General features: G+C 64.6%; 20 protein-coding genes. 12 read left to right on the forward strand and 8 right to left on the reverse strand.

The annotated features are described in order from the left end of the window. Positions 1 to 283: 283 nt before the first annotated feature. From QCE83_RS19290 to QCE83_RS19340, 11 genes are all read left to right on the forward strand, one after another. Positions 284 to 1,450, forward strand: a complete 1,167-nt coding sequence (locus QCE83_RS19290) for a M20 family metallopeptidase (RefSeq protein ID WP_309814365.1) — start codon at positions 284 to 286, stop codon at positions 1,448 to 1,450. A gap of 3 nt (positions 1,451 to 1,453) precedes the next feature. Next, positions 1,454 to 2,884, forward strand: a complete 1,431-nt coding sequence (locus QCE83_RS19295; protein WP_309814370.1) for a 4-hydroxyphenylacetate 3-hydroxylase N-terminal domain-containing protein — start codon at positions 1,454 to 1,456, stop codon at positions 2,882 to 2,884. Between the two features lie 46 nt (positions 2,885 to 2,930). Further along, entirely contained in the window at positions 2,931 to 3,635 is a 705-nt protein-coding gene (locus QCE83_RS19300) for a GntR family transcriptional regulator (protein WP_309814373.1), read from the forward strand. A 49-nt stretch (positions 3,636 to 3,684) separates the two neighbouring features. Beyond that, the gene (locus QCE83_RS19305; RefSeq protein ID WP_309814376.1) at positions 3,685 to 4,710 is read left to right on the forward strand and encodes an extracellular solute-binding protein; all 1,026 of its coding nucleotides are present in this window, start codon (positions 3,685 to 3,687) and stop codon (positions 4,708 to 4,710) included. Next, on the forward strand, positions 4,707 to 5,849 hold the full coding sequence (locus QCE83_RS19310) for an ABC transporter ATP-binding protein (RefSeq protein ID WP_309814379.1): 1,143 nt from the start codon (positions 4,707 to 4,709) through the stop codon (positions 5,847 to 5,849). Before QCE83_RS19305 ends, QCE83_RS19310 begins: the two co-directional genes overlap by 4 nt. Continuing rightward, positions 5,846 to 6,760, forward strand: a complete 915-nt coding sequence (locus QCE83_RS19315; protein WP_309814381.1) for an ABC transporter permease — start codon at positions 5,846 to 5,848, stop codon at positions 6,758 to 6,760. Before QCE83_RS19310 ends, QCE83_RS19315 begins: the two co-directional genes overlap by 4 nt. Next, positions 6,757 to 7,569 (forward strand): ABC transporter permease, encoded by an 813-nt coding sequence (locus tag QCE83_RS19320; RefSeq protein WP_309814383.1) that lies wholly within the window; start codon positions 6,757 to 6,759, stop codon positions 7,567 to 7,569. The genes QCE83_RS19315 and QCE83_RS19320 overlap by 4 nt, the downstream gene beginning before the upstream one ends. A 31-nt stretch (positions 7,570 to 7,600) precedes the next feature. Beyond that, positions 7,601 to 8,251 carry a DUF1028 domain-containing protein gene (locus QCE83_RS19325; RefSeq protein ID WP_309814387.1) on the forward strand — a complete coding sequence of 217 codons (651 nt, stop codon included), beginning with the start codon at positions 7,601 to 7,603 and terminating at the stop codon, positions 8,249 to 8,251. Between the two features lie 28 nt (positions 8,252 to 8,279). Further along, a complete protein-coding gene (locus QCE83_RS19330) occupies positions 8,280 to 8,888 on the forward strand; it encodes a glutathione S-transferase N-terminal domain-containing protein (protein WP_309814389.1) in 609 nt (202 codons plus the stop codon). 26 nt (positions 8,889 to 8,914) lie between these two features. Beyond that, on the forward strand, positions 8,915 to 9,682 hold the full coding sequence (locus QCE83_RS19335) for a class II aldolase/adducin family protein (RefSeq protein ID WP_309814391.1): 768 nt from the start codon (positions 8,915 to 8,917) through the stop codon (positions 9,680 to 9,682). A 64-nt stretch (positions 9,683 to 9,746) separates the two neighbouring features. After that, positions 9,747 to 10,250 (forward strand): flavin reductase family protein, encoded by a 504-nt coding sequence (locus QCE83_RS19340; protein WP_309814395.1) that lies wholly within the window; start codon positions 9,747 to 9,749, stop codon positions 10,248 to 10,250. Between the two features lie 19 nt (positions 10,251 to 10,269). Here QCE83_RS19340 and QCE83_RS19345 read toward each other — a convergent pair whose 3' ends face one another. Continuing rightward, entirely contained in the window at positions 10,270 to 10,863 is a 594-nt protein-coding gene (locus QCE83_RS19345) for a LysE family translocator (RefSeq protein ID WP_309814398.1), read from the reverse strand. A gap of 100 nt (positions 10,864 to 10,963) precedes the next feature. On the opposite strand from QCE83_RS19345, the gene QCE83_RS19350 reads away from it, so the two are divergent. Continuing rightward, a complete protein-coding gene (locus QCE83_RS19350) occupies positions 10,964 to 11,851 on the forward strand; it encodes a LysR substrate-binding domain-containing protein (RefSeq protein WP_309815483.1) in 888 nt (295 codons plus the stop codon). Positions 11,852 to 11,879: 28 nt separating this feature from the next. On the opposite strand, the gene QCE83_RS19355 is transcribed toward QCE83_RS19350, so the two are convergent. The 7 genes from QCE83_RS19355 to QCE83_RS19385 form a co-directional block, all read right to left on the reverse strand. Continuing rightward, positions 11,880 to 13,361 carry a M81 family metallopeptidase gene (locus QCE83_RS19355; RefSeq protein ID WP_309814401.1) on the reverse strand — a complete coding sequence of 494 codons (1,482 nt, stop codon included), beginning with the start codon at positions 13,359 to 13,361 and terminating at the stop codon, positions 11,880 to 11,882. Then, positions 13,358 to 14,620: a Zn-dependent hydrolase gene (locus tag QCE83_RS19360; protein WP_309814403.1), complete on the reverse strand. Its 1,263-nt coding sequence runs from the start codon at positions 14,618 to 14,620 to the stop codon at positions 13,358 to 13,360. Before QCE83_RS19360 ends, QCE83_RS19355 begins: the two co-directional genes overlap by 4 nt. A 37-nt stretch (positions 14,621 to 14,657) precedes the next feature. Continuing rightward, entirely contained in the window at positions 14,658 to 15,359 is a 702-nt protein-coding gene (locus tag QCE83_RS19365) for an ABC transporter ATP-binding protein (protein WP_309814406.1), read from the reverse strand. Further along, positions 15,356 to 16,120: an ABC transporter ATP-binding protein gene (locus tag QCE83_RS19370; RefSeq protein WP_309814409.1), complete on the reverse strand. Its 765-nt coding sequence runs from the start codon at positions 16,118 to 16,120 to the stop codon at positions 15,356 to 15,358. Before QCE83_RS19370 ends, QCE83_RS19365 begins: the two co-directional genes overlap by 4 nt. Then, positions 16,117 to 17,112 (reverse strand): branched-chain amino acid ABC transporter permease, encoded by a 996-nt coding sequence (locus QCE83_RS19375; protein ID WP_404985226.1) that lies wholly within the window; start codon positions 17,110 to 17,112, stop codon positions 16,117 to 16,119. Before QCE83_RS19375 ends, QCE83_RS19370 begins: the two co-directional genes overlap by 4 nt. Before the next feature lie 23 nt (positions 17,113 to 17,135). Continuing rightward, on the reverse strand, positions 17,136 to 17,996 hold the full coding sequence (locus QCE83_RS19380; protein WP_309814415.1) for a branched-chain amino acid ABC transporter permease: 861 nt from the start codon (positions 17,994 to 17,996) through the stop codon (positions 17,136 to 17,138). A gap of 77 nt (positions 17,997 to 18,073) precedes the next feature. Further along, complete coding sequence (locus QCE83_RS19385) at positions 18,074 to 19,282, reverse strand: ABC transporter substrate-binding protein (protein ID WP_309814417.1); 1,209 nt, start codon at positions 19,280 to 19,282, stop codon at positions 18,074 to 18,076. Positions 19,283 to 19,462 lie beyond the last annotated feature (180 nt).

Here is a 19,462-nt window from a genome sequence, read left to right on the forward strand (position 1 = left end):
CAGCATTAAAAAACCATAAGCCCCGAACTGGTTCCTCACGGCCCTCGATCAGTGCATCACGGGTGAATCATGCATCGCTTGCGGGCAATTCCACCAGCGCAAACGATCGCCCGCAATCCCTTATGGTGCATGGCTTTGCACGCGGCCGCACGCACTCTTTCGAGCGCATTCTTTTCCGGTTGACGCCAAAAAATCGACTTCATATCGTTCGTCGTCGCGTGCAGTTCTGCATGCAGAAAACAACGACGCAGGGGTGTTTCCATCGCCCCGCAATGGAGCTTCGATGAACTTCGACGTCCGCGAGTGCAGGACCACACTCGCGCAGCAATTGCCCGAGATGACGCACACGCTCGAGCGCCTCGTGAATATCGACAGCGGGTCGTATTGCGTCGAAGGCGTGAACCGGGTCGTCGACATCATGGAAGCCGAACTGCGCGCGCTCGGCTTCACGATCGACCGCCGGCCGATGTCCGCATGCGCAGATCAACTGGTTGCCACGCGCACGCTGTCCGGCAAGGGCCGCCTGCTGATCCTCGGTCACGCCGATACCGTATGGCCCGAAGGCACCGCCGCCGAGTGGCCCTTCAGCATCGACGGCGACCGCGCGACCGGTCCGGGTGTCGGCGACATGAAGGGCGGACTCGTGATGGCGCTGTCGTCGCTGCGCTATCTGCTCGCGCACGGCTTCGACGACCTCGCCTCCATCACCTTCTTCCTCGTCCCCGACGAAGAGCTCGGCAGCGTGCACAGCCGCCCCGCCATCGAAGCGGCGGCGCAAGAAGCGGACTTCGTGCTGGTGCTCGAACCGGGACGCCCCGGCGGCGGCATCGTCACCGCACGCGGCGCGCTCGGCGCGTTCCAGCTCTGCGCGCATGGCCGCAGCGCGCATTGCGCGGTGAACTATGCAAAAGGCGCGAGCGCGATCCGCGAACTCGCCGTCAAGGTCGAACCGCTTGAAGCGCTGAGCGATCCGGAACACGGCGCAGTGGTCAACGTCGGCATGTTCCATGGCGGCGCGGCGCGTCAGGTGGTGCCGCCCGAAGCGCGGATGGATATCGACCTGCGGGCGCGCACGCAAGCGCAAGCCGACGCGATGATCGCGGAGATTCGCCGTATCGGCGCGGAACGGCGCAATGAAGGCGTCGCGCTCGATCTGCGCGGCGGCCTGACGCGCCCGGCCTTCACCGACGCACACAACGGCCCGTTGCGCGACATCGCGCTCGACCTGGCCGCGCAACTCGACATTCCGCTGTTCGAAGTGCCGCCGACAGGCGGTGGCTCGGACGGCAATTTTTCGGCCGCACTCGGCATCCCGACGCTCGATGCGCTCGGCCCGGTCTGCGAGAACATCTGCGCGCGCGATGAATCCATTTCGCTCGCCAGTCTCGCCGAACGTGGCGCGCTCTTTTGCGGCCTCATCCTGCAACTCAATAACACCAGGAAGATTTGACCCATGGCACTGATGACGGGGGATCAATATCGCGCTTCGCTCCGCGATGGACGCGAGGTCTATATCTCGGGCGAGCGCGTCACCGACGTGACCACGCATCCGGCAAGCAAGCCGATGGTCGATGCAATGGCGCGCATGTACGACCTGCAGCACGACCCGCGCTATGCCGACGTCTTCGGCTATCGCACGGAAGACGGCGAGATGGCGAGCCGCGTGTACAAGCTGCCCGACACGCTCGACGACCTGCGCAACCGCCGCGAGATGACCGCCGCGGTGCTGAATGAAGTGAGTCCGGTGATCGACCGCTTCGGCGACGAAACCGTCACGCCGCTGTTCGTGATGAAGGACCGCAAGGACCTGCTCGACCGCTTCGACACGCGTTATGCGCAGAATGTGGAACGCTGGCTCTCGAAGCTGCAGCGCGAGAACCTCTTCATGACGAGCGGCAATACCGATCCGAAGGGCGACCGCAGCAAGCAGCCGTATCAGCAGGACGATCTCGACATGTATCTGCGCGTGGTCGAGGAACGCGACGACGGCATCGTGATTCGCGGCGCCAAGTATGAAACCGGCGCGTGCTATGCGCACGTGGCGTTCTGCAAGCCGACCGTCGGCAACTGGATTCCCGAGAACCGCGACTACGCAGTGGCCTGCATCGTGCCGCTCAATGCGCCGAACGTGCGCCATATCTGCCGCGCGCCGCTGGAAGAAAAGCAGTCCGCCTTCGATCATCCGTTGTCCGCCCGCTTCGACGAACTGGACACGCTGATGGTGTTCGACAACGTGTTCGTGCCGTGGGAGAACGTGATCTTCTCGCGTCAGCCCGAACTCGCCAACCTGATTCGCCAGGACCTGCCGAAGTGGGCCGCGCAAGGTTTCCTGAACCGCTCGTATGCGAAGGCGGACCTGCTGGTCGGCACCGCGTTGCTGCTCGCCGAACAGACGCGCCTCATCAACGTGCCCGCGATCCGCGAAAAGATCGCGACGCTGATGGGTTTCCGCGAAGGCATCCGCTCGTTCATCCTCGCGTCGGAAGCCGCGTATGAAACCAGCCGCACCGGCATGATCATGCCGAACCAGTCGATCCAGAATGCGGGCCGCGTGTTCGCGTCGTCGAACTACTACACGATGACGCAGATCCTGCGCGACCTCGCGGGCGGCGCGGCCGTGATGGCGCCGGACGAAGCCACCTACAACAACCTGGACCTGCGCCGCGATCTCGAGAAGTACTACCGCATCGGCGAAGCGAGCGGCGCGGAACGTCTGCGCACGCTGAACCTCGCGGCCGAACTCACCGCGACGTCGTTCGGCGGCCGCATGCAGGCCTATCAGATGTTCGCCGAAAGCCCACCGCCCGTGCAGGCGATGGCGCTCTTCAATTCGTTCGACAAGCAGGCCTCGGTGGCGCGTGCCCGCGCGCTGATCGGCGCCTGACGAGAAAGCAACGGCCTCGTCCGAAACCGCTTCCGGAGACACGTTCATGAACAACACGATCGACACGCAGGCCGGTGATGCCGCGCTGCTGCTGCCGCCGAGCGACGCCGCGCCCGAACGGGTCGCGGACCAGCTGTATCGCAAGCTGCGCCGCGCGATCATCGAAGGCCAGCTGCCCGCGCGCAGCCGGCTGATCGAAGTCGAACTGGCGCAAGCGCTCAACGCGAGCCGCACGCCGGTACGCGAAGCGATCTCGCGTCTCACGAGCGATCAGCTCGTGCGGCCGCTGAAACACGGCGGCGTGGAAGTGGTGGATACGTCGAGCGAACTCGACGAGATCTACATGATCCGCGAGGCGCTCGAAGGCTGCGCGGCGCGGCTCGCTGCTGAGCGCATCACGGACGAGGAACTGAAGGTGCTCGATGGCCTGATCGACGAGACGCATGCGTCGATGCATGACATCGATGCACGCGTGCAGATCAACCAACGCTTTCACGAAACGATCACCCGCGCCGCGCGCTCGGAACGGCTGGCGCGAATGGTCGAAAGTTTTCAGGAATTTTTCCTGAACGAAAAGATGCTCGCGAGCTACAGCCCGCGCGAAAGCCAGGCGGCCATTGCGCAGCACAGCGAGATTGTCGCCGCGCTGCGGGCCCACGACAGCGCACGTGCCGAGAAGCTGGTGCGCAAGCATCTCGAACAGGACAGAAAGCGCGCGCTGAAGGAAAAGGCCAAGGCCGCCTTGCGCTGAAACAGAACAGCTCGATTTTTATCAACGATTTCCACTACGGGGTAATGCAATGAACCTGAAGCTTGCAATTTCCCGCCGCGTCGCGCTTGCGACGGCGGCCGTACTGACCCTGCTGGGCGCCACCACCGCGCAAGCCGACGAAACCCGTTCCATCACGGTGCTGTCCTGGGGTCTCACGTGGCAGACCGCGCTGCAGGCCGCGAGCGAGGCCTATACGAAGAAGACCGGCGTGAAGGTGAATCTCGTCACGCAGTCGTCGTCGGGCGAAGGACTCGTCAAGCTTCAGGCGATGAAGAGCGCGCCGAGCGTCGATGTGTGGCTCACCACCTCGTCCGTCGCGGAACGCGCGGTGACCGACCAGCAGTTGTTCATGCCGCTGCCCGCCGCGCAGATGCCGAACCTGAAGGACGTGATGCCCGGACTCGCGACGCCCAACTATGTCGCGCTGTATTCGTATCCGCTGTCGATCGTGTATCGCAACGACCTCGTGGACAAGCCCATCACGTCCTGGAAGGAACTGTGGGATCCGCGCTTCGCCGGCAGGATCGCCGTGCCCGCCATGGGCTTCTATCAGGGCCGCATGCTGATGATCGCAGCGAACGTCGGCGGCAAGCCGGGCTCCGCGGACACCGGCTTCGACATGCTGAAGAAGATCAAGCCGAACGCCGCCATGTTCTACAACTCCGATGCACAGGCACGCCAGGCGCTGGCGCAGGGTGAAGTGTCGGTGCTGATCGCGCCGCCGTCGCAGGCCAAGCGGGTCGCGGACGCGGGACGCCCGGTGAAGATCGTCAGCCCGAAGGGCACGCCGATGAACTCCGACGTCGCCGTGCTGGTGCGCACGCCCAACAGCGCGCTCGCCGCCGACTATCTCAACTTCTTGTTGAGCGCAGACATCAACGGCCAGATCGCTGAAAAGCTGAACATGAGCGCGATCAACCGCAAGTCGACGCAGCCCGCCGCGCTGGTGGACGCCCTGCCCAAGCCGGGCGACGAGATGGTGATCGACGAGAAGAACGTCAACGCCAACATCGGCGCATGGACCGACCGCTTCAATCAGGAAATCGCACGATGAGCACCCAACTGTCGGCCGCCGTGACGGCGCCGGATATCGCATCGCCCGTTCGCGGCGAGCCATTGTCGGTCATCGGCGTGCGCAAGCGCTACGGCGATTTCACCGCGATCGACAGTGTCTCGCTCGACGTTCCTGCCGGCGCGCTGCTCACGCTGCTCGGTCCGAGCGGCTGCGGCAAGTCCACGCTGCTGCGTCTGATCGCGGGCTTCGTCACCGCCGACGAAGGCCGCGTGACGCTCGGCCAGCGCGACGTGCTGGGTGTCGCACCGCATCGCCGCGACACCGCGATGGTGTTCCAGAGCTACGCGCTGTTTCCGCACATGGACGTGCTGACCAACGTGATGTTCGGCCTGAAGATGCGCCGCGTGCCCACTGCAGAGGCCCGCAAACGCGCGCTCGAAGCGCTCGAGATGGTGCGGCTCTCCGCGCTGGCCGGACGCTATCCCGCGCAGCTGAGCGGCGGCCAGCAACAGCGCGCCGCACTGGCGCGCGCACTGGTCACGCAGCCGAAGGTCCTGCTGCTCGACGAACCCTTCGGCGCGCTCGACAAGAGCCTGCGCGACCAGATGCAGGTGGAACTGCGCAAGCTGCAACGCGCGGTGGGCGTCACCACCATCTGCGTGACGCACGACCAGCAGGAAGCCATGGCGATCTCGGACCGCATCGCCGTGATGAACGCGGGCCGCATCGAGCAATGCGGCGCGCCCGCCGACATCTACGACCGCCCGGCCACGCGTTTCGTCGCGCAGTTCATCGGTACGTCGAATACCGTGACCGGCATGCTGGCCGCCATGGAAGGTCAGCGCGGCGTGCTGAACCTGCCCGACGGCGGACGCCTCAGCGTGAGCGGGATCGCCGAGCGGCGCGTGGGCGACGCTGTGGACGTGACGATCCGTCCGGGCGCGATACGTCTCGCGGCAGCCGGCGCGGCACGGACCGCCGTGCAGTCGGGCTCGCGTCTCAGCGGCCGCATCGCGCTCGCGATGAATCTCGGCGACAAGGTGACGTATGAAGTGGAATCGCATGGTCTGCGTTTGACCGTCGACGCACCGCGTCATGCCGGCGAGCCGGTCTTTCCCGAAGGCGCGCCGGTCGAACTTTCGATCGCCGTCGCGGACTGCATGGTGCTGCGCGCATGAAGAACCCGCCCATCATCGCTCCGGGCATTGCGCCCATCCTCGATTTCACGCCGCGTGTATCGCGCTGGAATCTGGCGCCGGCCGCCGTGGTGCTGATCGTGTTCTTCAGCGCCTATGCGATCTTCCTTTATACGAGCCTGCTGCATCGGTCGCCGGGACAGGCGGCGAGCGTCGGACCCGTCAGTCTCGACAACTACACCCGCTTCCTGCGCTCCGCCTCCGAGTGGCGCATTCTCGGCGCGACGCTCGGCATCTCCGCCGAACTCACCGTCGCCGCCGCGCTGGTGGGTTTTCCGATGGCGTATGTGATGGTGCGCTGCGCGTCGAGCGGCCTGCGCCAGTTCCTGATGGTGTCGCTGGTCGTAACGTTTCTTTCCGGAACGGTCACGCGCGCTTATGCGTGGGTCATCATCCTCGGCAACAGCGGGCTCATCAATTCGGTGCTGCGCAAGCTCGGCGTGATCGATTCGCCGCTGCACCTGATCTACAACCAGGGCGGTGTCTTCGTGTCCCTGCTGCATTTCGTGATTCCCTTCTTCGTGCTCACGCTGCTCGGCCCGCTGAAGAACGTGCCGCGCGTACTGGAGGAATCCGCCATCAATCTGGGCGCATCGAGGCTGTCCGCGTTCTGTCGCGTCACGCTGCCGCTCAGCGTGCCCGGCGTGATCGCGGCGAGTGCGTTGACCTTCGCGGTCTCGCTGAGTTCGTTCCTGTTTCCGCTGGTACTGGGCGGCGGACACGTGCGCCTGCTGTCGAATGAAATCTACGAACTGATCTTCGTTGCATTCGATCTGCCGTTTGCCGCCGCCACGGCGACTCTCTTTCTTGTTGTTTCGCTCGCGTTCGTGTGGCTGTTCTCGCTGTCGCAACGACTCGCCGGCGGTCATGTTGCCAGGAGCGCCACCCGATGAGCACCGCCCGTGAAGACTATCTCGCCTATGGCCCCGGCGTGCGTCTGTTCGCCGTCCTGGTCGGGTTGTTCATGCTGACGCCGGTGGTGTTCATCGTGTACTACGCGTTCAGCAACGACAGTTATTTTTCGTTGTCCCCTTCCGGTTTTTCCCTGAAGTGGTTTCAGCAATTTTTTTCCAGCGATTCGTTCCGCACGGCGTTCGGCACCAGCCTGCTGATGGGCGCCATTGTCACGCCGGTGAGCCTCATCATCGCGGTGCCGACGGCATGGGCGCTCGTGCGCGGCCGTTTCCGCGGCGTGGAGGCGATCAATGCGCTGCTGATGTCGCCGATCATCATTCCGGGCGTCGTGACCGGCATCGCGTTCCTGATCCTGCTGTATCACACCGGCATCGGCCCGGGATTCACGGGACTCGTGATCGCGATGATCTGCTTCACGCTGCCCTATTCCGTGCGCGCGCTCGTCGCGAATCTGCACGGCATGCGCACCGATCTCGAAGAAGCCGCGCGCAACCTCGGGGCGTCGAACTGGCAGGCCTTTCGCCTGGTCGTCCTGCCGCAACTGAGACCGGGACTGATCGCGGGCGGCACCTTCGTGTTCGTCGAGGCCATCGACAACTTCTCCGTCTCCACCTTCCTCGCCGCGCAGCACAGCACGACGCTGCCCGTCGCCGCCTATGCGTATATGCGCGACTTCGACGATCCCACCGTCGCGGCGATGTCGGCGGTGCTGATCCTGCTCTCCACGCTGCTCGTGCTGGTGGTCGGCCGGCTGATCGGGCTGGAGAAGATCTTCCGTGTCGAATGATCGCGCTGCCCTTCACTGAACATCTGTCGACATGACCTTCTCTCTCGTTGCCCGTTGCGCCGAAACCGGCGCGTTCGGGATGATCGTCACCTCGTCGAGCATCTGCGTGGCCAGCCGTTGCGCATGGGTTCGCGCGGGCGTCGGCGCCGTGGCCACGCAGAACCTGACCAATCCGGCGCTCGGCAACATCGGCCTGGATTTGCTCGCGCAGGGCATTCCCGCCGCGAAGGTGCTCGACGCGCTGCAACGCATCGATCCGCAACCGGACTATCGCCAGTTGAGCGTGATCGATGCGCGCGGCGAAACCGCCGTGTTCACGGGCGCCGCCGCGCTGCCGACTGTCGCGTCGGCGCGCGGGCTGAACTGCGCCGCGGCCGGCAACCTGCTCGCGTCGAGCGAGATTCCCGCTGCGATGGTCGCGGCCTTCGAGGCATCGAATGCGCCCTTCGCGGAGCGCCTGCTCGCTGCCGCCGATGCCGGCCTTGCCGCAGGCGGCGAAGTGCGCGTGCTGCGCTCGGCCGGCCTGCTGTGCGCGCAGGCCGAGCCTTGGCCCGAAACCGATCTGCGCATCGATTGCGCGGAGATGCCCTTACGCGCGCTGCGAGACCTATGGACCGTCCACGCACCGCTGCGCGACGGTTATGTGAGCCGCGCGCATGCGCCGCAACTGACCGTCGTCTGAACCTGTTTCGCCACGAGGACAACTTCACATGCAACTGATGTACGCCGCAACTTCGCCGTTCGTGCGCAAGGTGGTGATCGTCGCGCACGAACTCGGGCTCGATGCGCGCATCGAGAAAGTCGCCGCCACGGCCAGTCCGGTCAGGCGCAATGACACGCTCGGCGCGCTCAATCCCTTGTGCAAGCTGCCCACGCTCGTCACCGGCGACGGCCTCGCACTGTTCGATTCGCGCGTGATCGCCGAGTACCTGTGCGCACAGGCAGCGCCCGAAGCGCCCGTACTGCTGCCCGAAGGCGCGGCGCGCTGGACCGTGCGACGCGCCGAAGCGCTCGGCGATGGCCTGCTCGACGCGGCCTTGCTCATCCGTTACGAGGCGGTGCGTCCTGAAGCCTTGCAGTGGGAACAATGGTCCGCCACGCAATTGCTGAAAGTGACCGCCGCGCTCGATGAAATTGAATGCATGTCGAATGCATTCAATATGCCCGTCGACCTCGGCCAGATTGCCATTGCGTGCGCGCTGGGCTATCTCGACTTCCGCTTTGAATCACTGGACTGGCGCGTGAGCAGACCCGCAGCGGCCGAGTGGTTCGCGCGCTTCGCGCTTCGTCCGTCGTTCGCCGCGACTCGTCCTGCCTGACCTGCCCTGACCAAGGAACCAGAACAATGCTCATCAAAGACCGCCCGCCGCTGCTCGTCCCGATCGAAACCGAAGCCGATGCGCGCCTGCATCTGTGCGCGCTGTATCGTCTGCTCGCTCACTACGGACTCGATGACACCATCTTCACGCATGCCTCGGCCAAGGTGCCGGGCAAAGAGGCCTTCCTCATCAACCCCTACGGCCTGCGCTTCGAGGAAGTGACGCCGGGCGGCCTGCTCAAGGTCGATTACTCCGGCTTCAGCGACGATCCGTCGAACCATCCCGCCAATGCCGCCGGCTATGTGATCCACAGCGCGCTGTTGTCGGCTCGGCCGGATATCGGTTGCGTGGTGCATACGCATACGCGCTCGGGCGTCGCGCTGTCGTGTCTCGAAGATGGTCTGCTGCCGATCAACCAGTTCGCGATCGAGTTCCATGACCGCATCGGCATGCATGAATACGAAGGTCTCGCCTTCAACCTCGACGAAGGTGAACGCCTGCGCCGCGATATCGCCGGCAAGGTGGGGCTGATCCTGCGCAATCACGGCTTGCTTGCCGTGGGTCCGAACATCCCCGCCGCGTTCTATCTGATGTACTACCTGGAGCAGTCCGCCCAGGTGCAGATGGACGTGCTCGCGTCGGGCCGGCCGTTCGTGACGCCGTCGCAGGCGCTGATCGAGAAGACCGTGAGCCAGTTCACCAGCAGCTTCAATCCCGAAGCGGCCGGTCACCGGATGTGGCCTTCGATGCTGCGTCTGCTCGATGAAAAATATCCCGGCTGGCGCGAGGACTGATCCACACGACGCCGAAGGCATGCACGCGGCTCGCCTCCGCTCAAATCACTCGCAGGAGCAGGAATTGCAGATCACCGATCCGGTCATTGAGTTTCAGAAAGCGATGTCGCTGTTCGCCGCCGGCGTGACGGTCATCACCACGATGAGCGACGGCAAGCCGGCCGGTCTGGTCGCGACATCGGTATGCAGTCTTTCATCGACGCCGCCTTCCATCGTCGTGTGTGTCAACAAGAGCGCGGCCACGCACGACGTGCTGATCCAGGAAGGGAAGTTCGCCGTGAACCTGCTTTCGGTGGAGCATCGCGGCGTGGTCGACCGGTTCCGCGACGTGCGCGGCGAAGCCCGCTTCGACACGCATCCGTGGCGCGTGAGCAAGACCGGTTCGCCGATGCTCGACGATGCCGTCGTCGTGCTCGATTGCGAAATCGCCGGGCGCCACGATGGTTTTTCGCATTCAATATTCATCGGCGTGATCCGGGATATTGCATTCGCGCGGCAGGACGATGCCCCGGCGTGCCTGATGTGGCATGGACGGACTTTCGCGCGTTGCAGTCCGTTGAGTGCCTGAACCTTGCATGCAATTCTGATCAGACCCACGCCGCGACGACGGACGCGCCCAGCATCGCGCCCATCGCGAGGTTGAGCACGCGCCATTGAAGCGGCGTGCGGAAGACCCGCGCCAGCACGGCGCCGAGCGCACACCACAGCGCCAGCGAAACGCACGCGGCCACGCCGAACGCCACCGCGAGCAGCATCGCGAGGCGGCCGGGACTGCTTGCGAGCAACTCGAAGGACGCCGCCGCGCCAACGGTCATCGCCCAGCTCTTCGGATTGAGCCAGAGCAGCATCACGCCGTTGATGAGCGTGACCGGCCGTGCGGGGCCCGCTTGCGCGTTCAGCGGGCCGCTGCGCGCAATGCGCCACGCAAGCCACAACAAATATGCGGAGCCGAATGCCTTCACGGCGGTTTGCAGCATGGGCATCGCCAGCAGCATGCCGCCCAGGCCGAGTGCCGCCACCGCCGCAAGCGAAGCGAGACCGGTCGCGATGCCGAGCATCAGCGGCAGCGAACGCGTGAAGCCAAACCGTGCGCCCGATGCGGTGGCGAGCGTGGTGGCGCCGCCGGGCGTGACGGTCGCCACGACGACAAAGAGGCAGAGCGGGAGAATCGAGGCAGTCATCGGCGCAAATCGGGTAATCGATATTTGCACTCTAGCGACCGCCTATGCATCATAAAAGCCAATAATATTGATGCCGTCCATTACCGCGCTTAATGCATCGATGATCCGTAATCTCGACCTCGACCTGATCCGCACGTTCGTGACCGTCGCCGACAGCGGCAGCATGACCGTGGCCGCGCACCTCCTGCACATGACGCAGGGCGCCGTCAGTCAGCAGGTGAAACGTCTGGAAGAGCAACTGGACTGCCCGCTGTTCGTGCGCAAGACGCGCAAGCTGGAGCTGTCGCGCCAGGGCGAACCGTTTCTCGTCAAGGCGCGTCAGCTGTTGAAGCTGAACGACGAGATCTGGGCCGACATGAACGCGCAGCCCTTGCGCGGCAGCCTGCGCGTCGGCGTGCCTTACGACCTTGTCACTCCGCTCGCACCCGCACTGAAGGCGTTCGCCGAAGCCCATCCGCATGTGGACGTGTCGTTGGCGTGCGCAGCCTCGTCCGAAGTTGGCGAAGCGCTGGATGCGGGGCGCGTCGATGTGGCGCTGGTCGAATCCGTCGCAGGCGAAGCCGAGGGCGACGTGATCCGTATCGAACCGCTCGTCTGGGTGAAGGGGCGCGACAGCGTCGCTTGGCAGAAGCGGCCGCTGCCCCTTTCGATGGTGGATGAACGCTGCGCCTTCCGGCCGCTCGTGCTCGGCGCGCTCGCGGACGAAGGCATCGCATGGCGCACGGTCTTCGAGAGCGGCAACATCGAGGCGACCGCCGCCACGGTCAGGGCCGGCCTTGCGATTACGGCATGGCTCGCATCGACGGTGCCCGCCGACCTCGAAACGCTCACGCCGCATCTTGCGGGCTTGCCTTCGCTTCCGCAGTTCGCCATCTGTCTGCGCTTGCCAGCATCGGCCCCGCCTTCAGCGCAGGCCTTCGCGCGCTGTGTGCGGGAAACGATGCCCCAGGAAGTTGCTTCATCAGGGCGGATCGCGAAGATCGCGTGAACGTGAAGCGGCGAACGTATGCTGTCGCTCAATACCCCGCATCCGCATCCAGCGGAAACACCGGACGCTTCAGATTGACGAACGGGAACAGCGCATAGTCCGAACTCGTCGGTCCACGACTGTCGCACTCCACCAGCCCTCCGGCGATCGGCACGAACACCGGCCGGCAATACATGCGCGACTTGAGGATCAGAAAGCGAGCGCCGCGCGGATCGATGCCCACGCTTTCAAACACGCCCAGATCCCACGGCTCATGCGTGCGTTCGGTGAGGAGAATGCGCGCAGCAGGCGTTTCGATAACAGCCGCACGTCCCATGTACGCGCGCTGCCCGGTATAAGTCGGGCCGCTGATCACATACTCGCCGTCCGTCAGCGCACGCACGACGCCGGTCACTTCGAACGGCGGCTTGCCGCGCGAAGTCACACTCGCCAGCTTGTTGCCGATGCCCAGCGTGACCGTCGCGCCTTCGCCCGCCGCAAACAGTTTCGCGACCGCTTCCGGATCGCACAACGGCCCGACGACGATGCCTTCGAGCCCCTGCCGCAACGCTTCCTCGAACGCGTCGGTGGTGTCGCACGTGCCGCCCGACATGCAGTTGTCGCCATGATCGAGCAGCAGGATGGGCTTCGTCGCATCGCGCGCAAGCGCCGCCCCTTCGGCGATGGATTCCGCAAGCGGCGCGCTGCGATACACGAAGTCTTCGCGCTCGTCCCAGATCTGCCGTGCGATACGGTCCGCCACGTCCTGCGCCTTCGCCCGATCGCCGTCCGCCACCACCACCACGCTGATGCACGGCGACGCGATGTCTGCCAGCGAAAAGCCCGACAACACCGAGACGGCCAGCACGCCGTCGCGTCCTTCGGCAGCGCGCGCGGCATCGACGGCCCGCTTCATCGCCCCTGCGGCCGTCGAACTCCTGAGCGTGTGCGTCAGGAGCGGCGGCTGCGCCCATGCGATGACAGGCTTCGCCTTGGCATGAACCAGATCGAACACGAGCCGCGCCGCAAGCTCGCCACTCTCGTACATGTCCACGTGCGGATAGGTCTTGAAGCTCGTGATGACATCGGCGTTGTCGATCATCTTCTGCGTGACGTTCGCATGCAGGTCCAGCGATACCGCAATCGGCGCATGCGGCAGCGCTCGCCGCACGCGTTCGAGCAGATCGCCTTCGCCATCGGGCGAATTCTCGGCGACCATCGCGCCATGCAGATCGAGCATCACGAGGTCGCAGCCTTCGGCGGCATCGACGATGGACTGGCAGATCGCATCGTAGGCCGCCGCATCCACGCGACCGCTCGGATTCGCCGAAGCGGAGATCGGCGTAACGATCTCGGCCTGCGCGCGTTCGGCGGCGTCGATGAACGCGGACATCGCCGTGCGCATGCCCGCATTCTCGCGATAAGCCTCCGCGTCATAACAGGGACCGTCGCGGCCGAAGGCTTCGAGCGGCGTCGGCACCGGCGAGAACGTGTTGGTCTCGTGATTCATGCGGGCGATGAGAATCTTCATGCGCGCGCTCCTTTAACCGATGCATTGGCGGCGCGCAGCATCGCCTGAAGCAGCACGTTGCAGCCCGCTTCCAGATGATCGGCGCGTGCGTCCTCGATCTCGTTGTGACTGATGCCGTCCTTGCACGGCACGAAGATCATCGCGGCCGGCGCGACGCGTGCCAGATACACGGCGTCATGGCCCGCGCCGCTCACCACGTCCATCGATGTCAGACCGAGCGCATCGGCGCCTTCGCGCACCGCCGCCACCAGCGATGCTTCGAAAGGCTGCGGCGCGAAGTAGACGACTTCGTCTACCGTCACCGGCAAGTCCGCCTGCGCGCACAACTCGCGCAGCGCGCGGTCCATCGCGTGCAGCGTGGCATCGTCGGGGGCGCGCAGATCGACGGTCAGCTTCACGCGCCCCGGAATCACGTTGCGCGAGTTCGGATGCACATCCACCCAGCCGACCGTGCCGCGCGCATGCGGCTTATGCGTAAGCGCAATACCGTTGACCGCGCGAATCAGGTCCGCCGCGACGAGCAGCGCATCGCGGCGCAGTTCCATCGGCGTCGGCCCGGCGTGCGCTTCCATGCCTTCGATGGTCACGTCGTACCAGCGCTGCCCGAGCGCGCCCTGCACCACGCCGATCACCTTGTCATTCGCTTCGAGCACCGGACCCTGTTCGATATGCGCCTCGAAATAGGCGCCCACCGCATGCGCCGCAACGCGCTCGCCCGCATAACCGATCGCCGCGAGCGCGTCCTTCACCGTCACGCCTTCGCGATCCGCCTGCGTCAGCGCATGCTCCAGCGTGAACGCGCCGGCGAACACGCCCGAACCCATCATCACCGGCACGAAGCGCGAGCCCTCCTCGTTGGTCCAGACCGCGACTTCGAGCGGCGCCTGCGTGCGCACGTCGTTGTCGTTCAGCGTGCGCAGCACTTCCAGGCCCGCGAGCACGCCATAGTTGCCGTCGAACTTGCCGCCGGTCGGCTGTGTATCGATATGACTGCCGGTCATCACGGGCGGAAGATCGTCGCGCAATCCCGCGCGGCGCGCGAAGATGTTACCGATCGCATCCACACGCACCGTGCAGCCCATGTCCTTCGCCCAGGACACGAACAGATCGCGCCCCTGACGGTCCAGGTCCGTCAGCGCCAGACGGCACACGCCGCCCTTCTCCGTCGCGCCGATTTGCGCGAGTTGCATCAGGCTGTTCCAGAGACGCGCACCATCGATGCGCAAGCCGGCGTGCGCCGGCAGATCGTGAGCTTGCATGCCAGGTTTCCTTCGCTGTGTGCTATGTAGGCGGCGCTCAGACGACGCCGACACCGAGATAACGGTCCTTGACGGATTCATCCGCGATGAAGTCCGCATTCGTGCCTTCGTAGACGATGCGCCCTTGCTCGATGATCGTGTGCCGATCAGCGAGCTGCGTGCAGACTTCGAGGTTCTGTTCGACCAGCAGAATGGTCACGCCTGCCTGCCGAATCAGCTTCAGTTGCGCGACGATCTCCTCGACGATCACCGGTGCGAGACCTTCCACCGGTTCATCGAGCATCAACAGGCGCGGATGATTCATCAGCGCCCGGCCGATGGCGAGCATCTGCTGTTCGCCGCCCGAGAGCTGGCCGCCGCCGTTCGTCCTGCGCTCTTTCAGGCGCGGAAAGATGCGGTAGATATCGGCGAGTTGCCACGGCGAATCCTTGCGCGCGCCGAGCCTCAGGTTCTCTTCCACCGACAGCAGCTTGAAGATGCCGCGATGCTCCGGCACGAAGCACACTCCTCGCGCCGCGATCTTGTGCGGCGGCAGTTTCTCGAGCTGCGTGCCGTTGAAACTCACGCTGCCTTGCTTCGGCGTCACGACGCCCGCGATGCTCTTGAGCGTCGTCGATTTGCCCGCGCCGTTGCGGCCCAGCAGCGTGACCGTCTCGCCCTCGGCAATCTTCAGCGTCACGCCTTGCAGGATATGGCTCTTGCCGTAGTAGCCGTGAAGGTTCTGGACCTCGAGCATCATGCGCGGCCTCCGGTGATCATGTTGCCGAGATAGGCGCTGCGCACGCGCGGATCGCCGCGAATCTCGGCGGGCTTGCCTTCCACCAGCACGCGGCCCTGCTGCATCACCGTAATGGTGTCCGAGATGTCCATCACGATGTCCATGTTGTGCTCGATCAGCACCACCGTGTAGTCGTCGCGCAGGCTGCGGATCAGGTGCTTCATGTCGTCGAGATCGTCGATACCCATGCCTGATGTCGGCTCGTCGAGGAAGATCGCCTTCGGGCGCGCGGCCAGCGCCATGCCCACTTCCAGACGGCGCTGCTGGCCATGCGACAGCACGCCGGCCTGTGTCTGTGCGAACCGTTGCAACGCGAGGCGTTCGAGAATGCCGTCCACCGTGTCGCGATGTTCGAGCGCGCCGCGCGGCGGCGTCCAGGCGTTGAGCGCGCGCTTCGAATCGACGCCCTGTGCGGCGAGCCGCAAGTTCTCGCGTACCGGCAAATTGGTGAACAGACTCGTCACCTGGAACGAACGCGCGATGCCGCGCTTCACGCGCCGATGATCCGGTTCGCGCGTCACGTCATGACCGTCGAACACGATCTGCCCCGCGCTGCTCGGCACGGTGCCGGTGAGCACATGGAACAGCGTCGTCTTGCCCGCGCCGTTCGGACCGATCACCGAATGCACGGTGTTCTTCGCGATGCTCAGGTTCACGTCGGTGAGCGCCGCGAACTTGCCATAGCGCTTGCCTAAGTCTTTTGCCTCCAGTAACACGCTCATGCCGGCTCTCCTCCTTCACGCTTCACCGCGCGCCAGATGCGCTCGCCCAGGCCCCACAGGCCGCGCTGCATGAACAGGCTCACGGCGATCAGCACGAGGCCCAGCAACAGCAGCCATCGCGGCCACAGCGTGGCGAGCCAGTCGGCGAACAACACATAGAAGGCTGCGCCCAGCACCGAAGAAAACAGATTGCCCGTGCCGCCGATCACCGTCATCACGAGGATCATCTCGCTCGTGTGATAGTCGATGTTGGACAGCGGCGCGATGCCGGTCATCAACGCGTGCAGCGCGCCGGCCAGGCCCGTGACCGCACCCGACACGACGAACGCCGCGAGCTTGAAGCGCTTCACGTCATAGCCCACGGCGGCGGCGCGCGCTTCGTTGTCGCGGATCGCGAGCAGCGTGCGGCCAAACACCGAATGCGACACGCGCAGCATGACCCAGAACGCGATCAGGAACAGCACCGCGACGAACGCGTAGTACTGCCACGGCGACGCGATGGATACGAGCGGATGCCCGAGAATCGACAGCGCGGGACGCGGAATGTCGAGCAGGCCGTTGTCGCCGCCGGTGAGGTCGGGCGTCGTGTAGGCGAGGAAGTAGAACATCTGCCCGAACGCCAGCGTGAGCATCACGAAGTACGCGCCGCGCTGACGGATCGAGAACCATCCGACTACCGCCGCCGCCACGGCGCCCACCACGATTGCGCCAAGCAGCGCAGCGGGAACCTGGAGTCCGGCTTTCGTGAGAATCAGCCCGGCGCTATAGCTGCCGAGGCCGAAGAAGATGCCCTGGCCGAACGAGAGCAACCCGGTATGCCCCAGCAGCAGATTGCAGCCGAGCGCCGCGAGCGCGAAGACCAGCACTTCCGTTGCGAGCGATCCGGAGCGGATGGTCAGCGGCAGAATGCAGACGACCACCGCCGCGAGCAGAAGAAAGCGATAGCGGTGCAGCACATGTCGCGGGGAAGGTCGTGACTCGCTCACGTTCAGCGCCTCCGATGTCGGTTTGGAATTCACGCGGCCCTCCCGAGCAATCCGTTCGGACGCAGCAACAGCACCGCCGCCATGGCGACATAGATCATGAGCCGCGCGCCCTCGGGCCACAGCGTGCTCATCACGCTTTGCACGATGCCCACCAGCAGTCCGCCGACGAGCGCACCCAGAAAATTGCCCATGCCGCCCACCACCACGACGACGAAGGCCACGCCGAGCGCCTCGATGCCCATGAAGGGATCGACGCCGCGAATCGGCGCCGCCAGCACGCCGGCAAGCGCTGCGGTGCCCGCGCCCAGCGCGAACACGAGACTGAAGATGCGCGTCACGTTGATGCCGAGCAGCGACACCATCTCGCTCGATTCGCTGCCCGCGCGCACCGCGCTGCCGAGCCGCGTGCCTTCGAGCACCCACCAGAGCAGCGCCGCGAGCACGGCCGTGAACGCGATCACGAAGAGCCGGTACTTCGGGTAGATGAAGCTGCCCCACATCACCACGCCGTTGAGGATGTCCGGCACAGCCACGTTGTCGCCGATCGGCCCCCACGCGATGATCGAACACTCCTGGATCACGAGCGCGAGTCCGACCGTCGCGAGAATATGGAACTCATGCTGTTGCGCGTAGACGTGCCGCAGCACGACCTTCTCGACGACCCACGCCAGTGCGCCCACGATCACGGGCACGATGACGAGCGCGGTCCAGAAGTTCATCGACCATTGCATGGCCTGATAACAGAAGTACGCGCCCAGCAGATAGAACGCGCCGTGGGCGAAGTTCACGAAGCGCAACAGCCCGAACACGATCGACAAGCCGACCGCGAGCAGAAAGTACAGCATGCCCACGCCGATGCCGTTCACGACCTGCAACAGATAAACGTTCATGGCCTTGCGTCAGAAGAGTGACGGAGCGAATGCGGGCCGCACCTGCATTCGCCTGGAAGACACACACGCCACGCGCTTTACGCGAGCTTGCACTGCGTCTTGTCGAGCGGGAGGAACGACTGGCCGGAGCTGACGATATCCGCGTAATCGTCCTTGTCCTTCATCTTGCCCTTGGCCTTGCCCTTCAGCAGATAGTAGTTCTTCAACACCTGATGGTCGCCCGCGCGGATCTCTTCGGCACCCGTCAGCCCCGCGTACTTCATGCCTTCGAGCGCCGCGATGACCTTCTTCGGATCCGAACTGCCCGCCTTCACGATGCCGTCCAGCAAAATCTTCGTGCAGATGTACGAGCCGGCGAGACTGTAGTTCGGGTTCGATTTGTAGGCTGCGTTCACGCGCTTGACGAGGTCATGATTCAGCGGCGAGTCAATGGCATGCCAGTACTGTGCGCCGAAGAACACGCCTTCGCAGATGTCCGGGCCAAGCGCTTCGAACTGTTCGAGGCCCGATGCCCACGCCATCAGGATCGTGCAGTTGTTCTTCATGCCGAAGCTCACGGCCTGCCGCAGCGTGTCCGACGATTGCGAGCCAAAGTTCAGGATCAGCAGGACATCGGGCTTGGCGGCCACCGCGTTCGTCAGATAGCCGCTGAACTCCTTTTCGTTGAGCGAGTGATAGCTGTTGCCCACATGCTCGATGCCCTTTTCCTTGAAGATGTTCTTCGCGGCGGACAGGAGGCCGTCGCCGAACACGTATTGCGGCGTGATCGTGTACCAGCGCTTCGCGTTGGGCATCGTCTGAATCAGCGGCCGCACGGTCTGCTCGATGGCGCCGAAGGTCGGCACGGACCAGCGGAAGGTGGCGCTGTTGCAGTCCTTGCCGGTGAGTTCGTCCGCGCCTGCCGTCGTGATGAAGATGCCGCCGGCCTTCTCGGCTTCCTTGCCCATCGCCAGCGCCTCGGACGAGAGAATGCCGCCCGCGAAGAAATGCGCATTCTTCTGCTGCGCAATTTCCTGAACGCGCCGCACCGCGATTGCGGGTTTTCCCTCGGTATCGAGCGTCGTGTAGGCGAGCGTCTGGCCGAGCACCTTGCCATATTGTTCGATGGCGAGCTTCATGCCGAGGTCGGCGTACTTGCCGTTGGCCGCGAAGGGGCCGGACATCGGCACCGGACAGGCGAACTGGAGCGGCGACCCCTGCGCCAGCGCGCTTCTTGAGACGAGCGCTTCGAACGATCCAGGAATGGCCGACAGAGCGGCCAGCTTCAACATGTTTCGGCGATTCAAAATTGACGCTCCTTGAGAGATGACCTTCGCGACCGCCGCGCTTTTTTTTCGTGATACGTTCAGGCATCGGCTGGCTTCATCCTATTTATCATGATAAATAGGATGAAGCTGATGCTAGGAACAATAAATTCGGGTGTCAATAAGGCAATATTCCGGTCTGCGCGAAAGCGCATGCGAATG

The organism is Caballeronia sp. LZ034LL, from assembly GCF_031451215.1.
Lineage (GTDB): Bacteria > Pseudomonadota > Gammaproteobacteria > Burkholderiales > Burkholderiaceae > Caballeronia.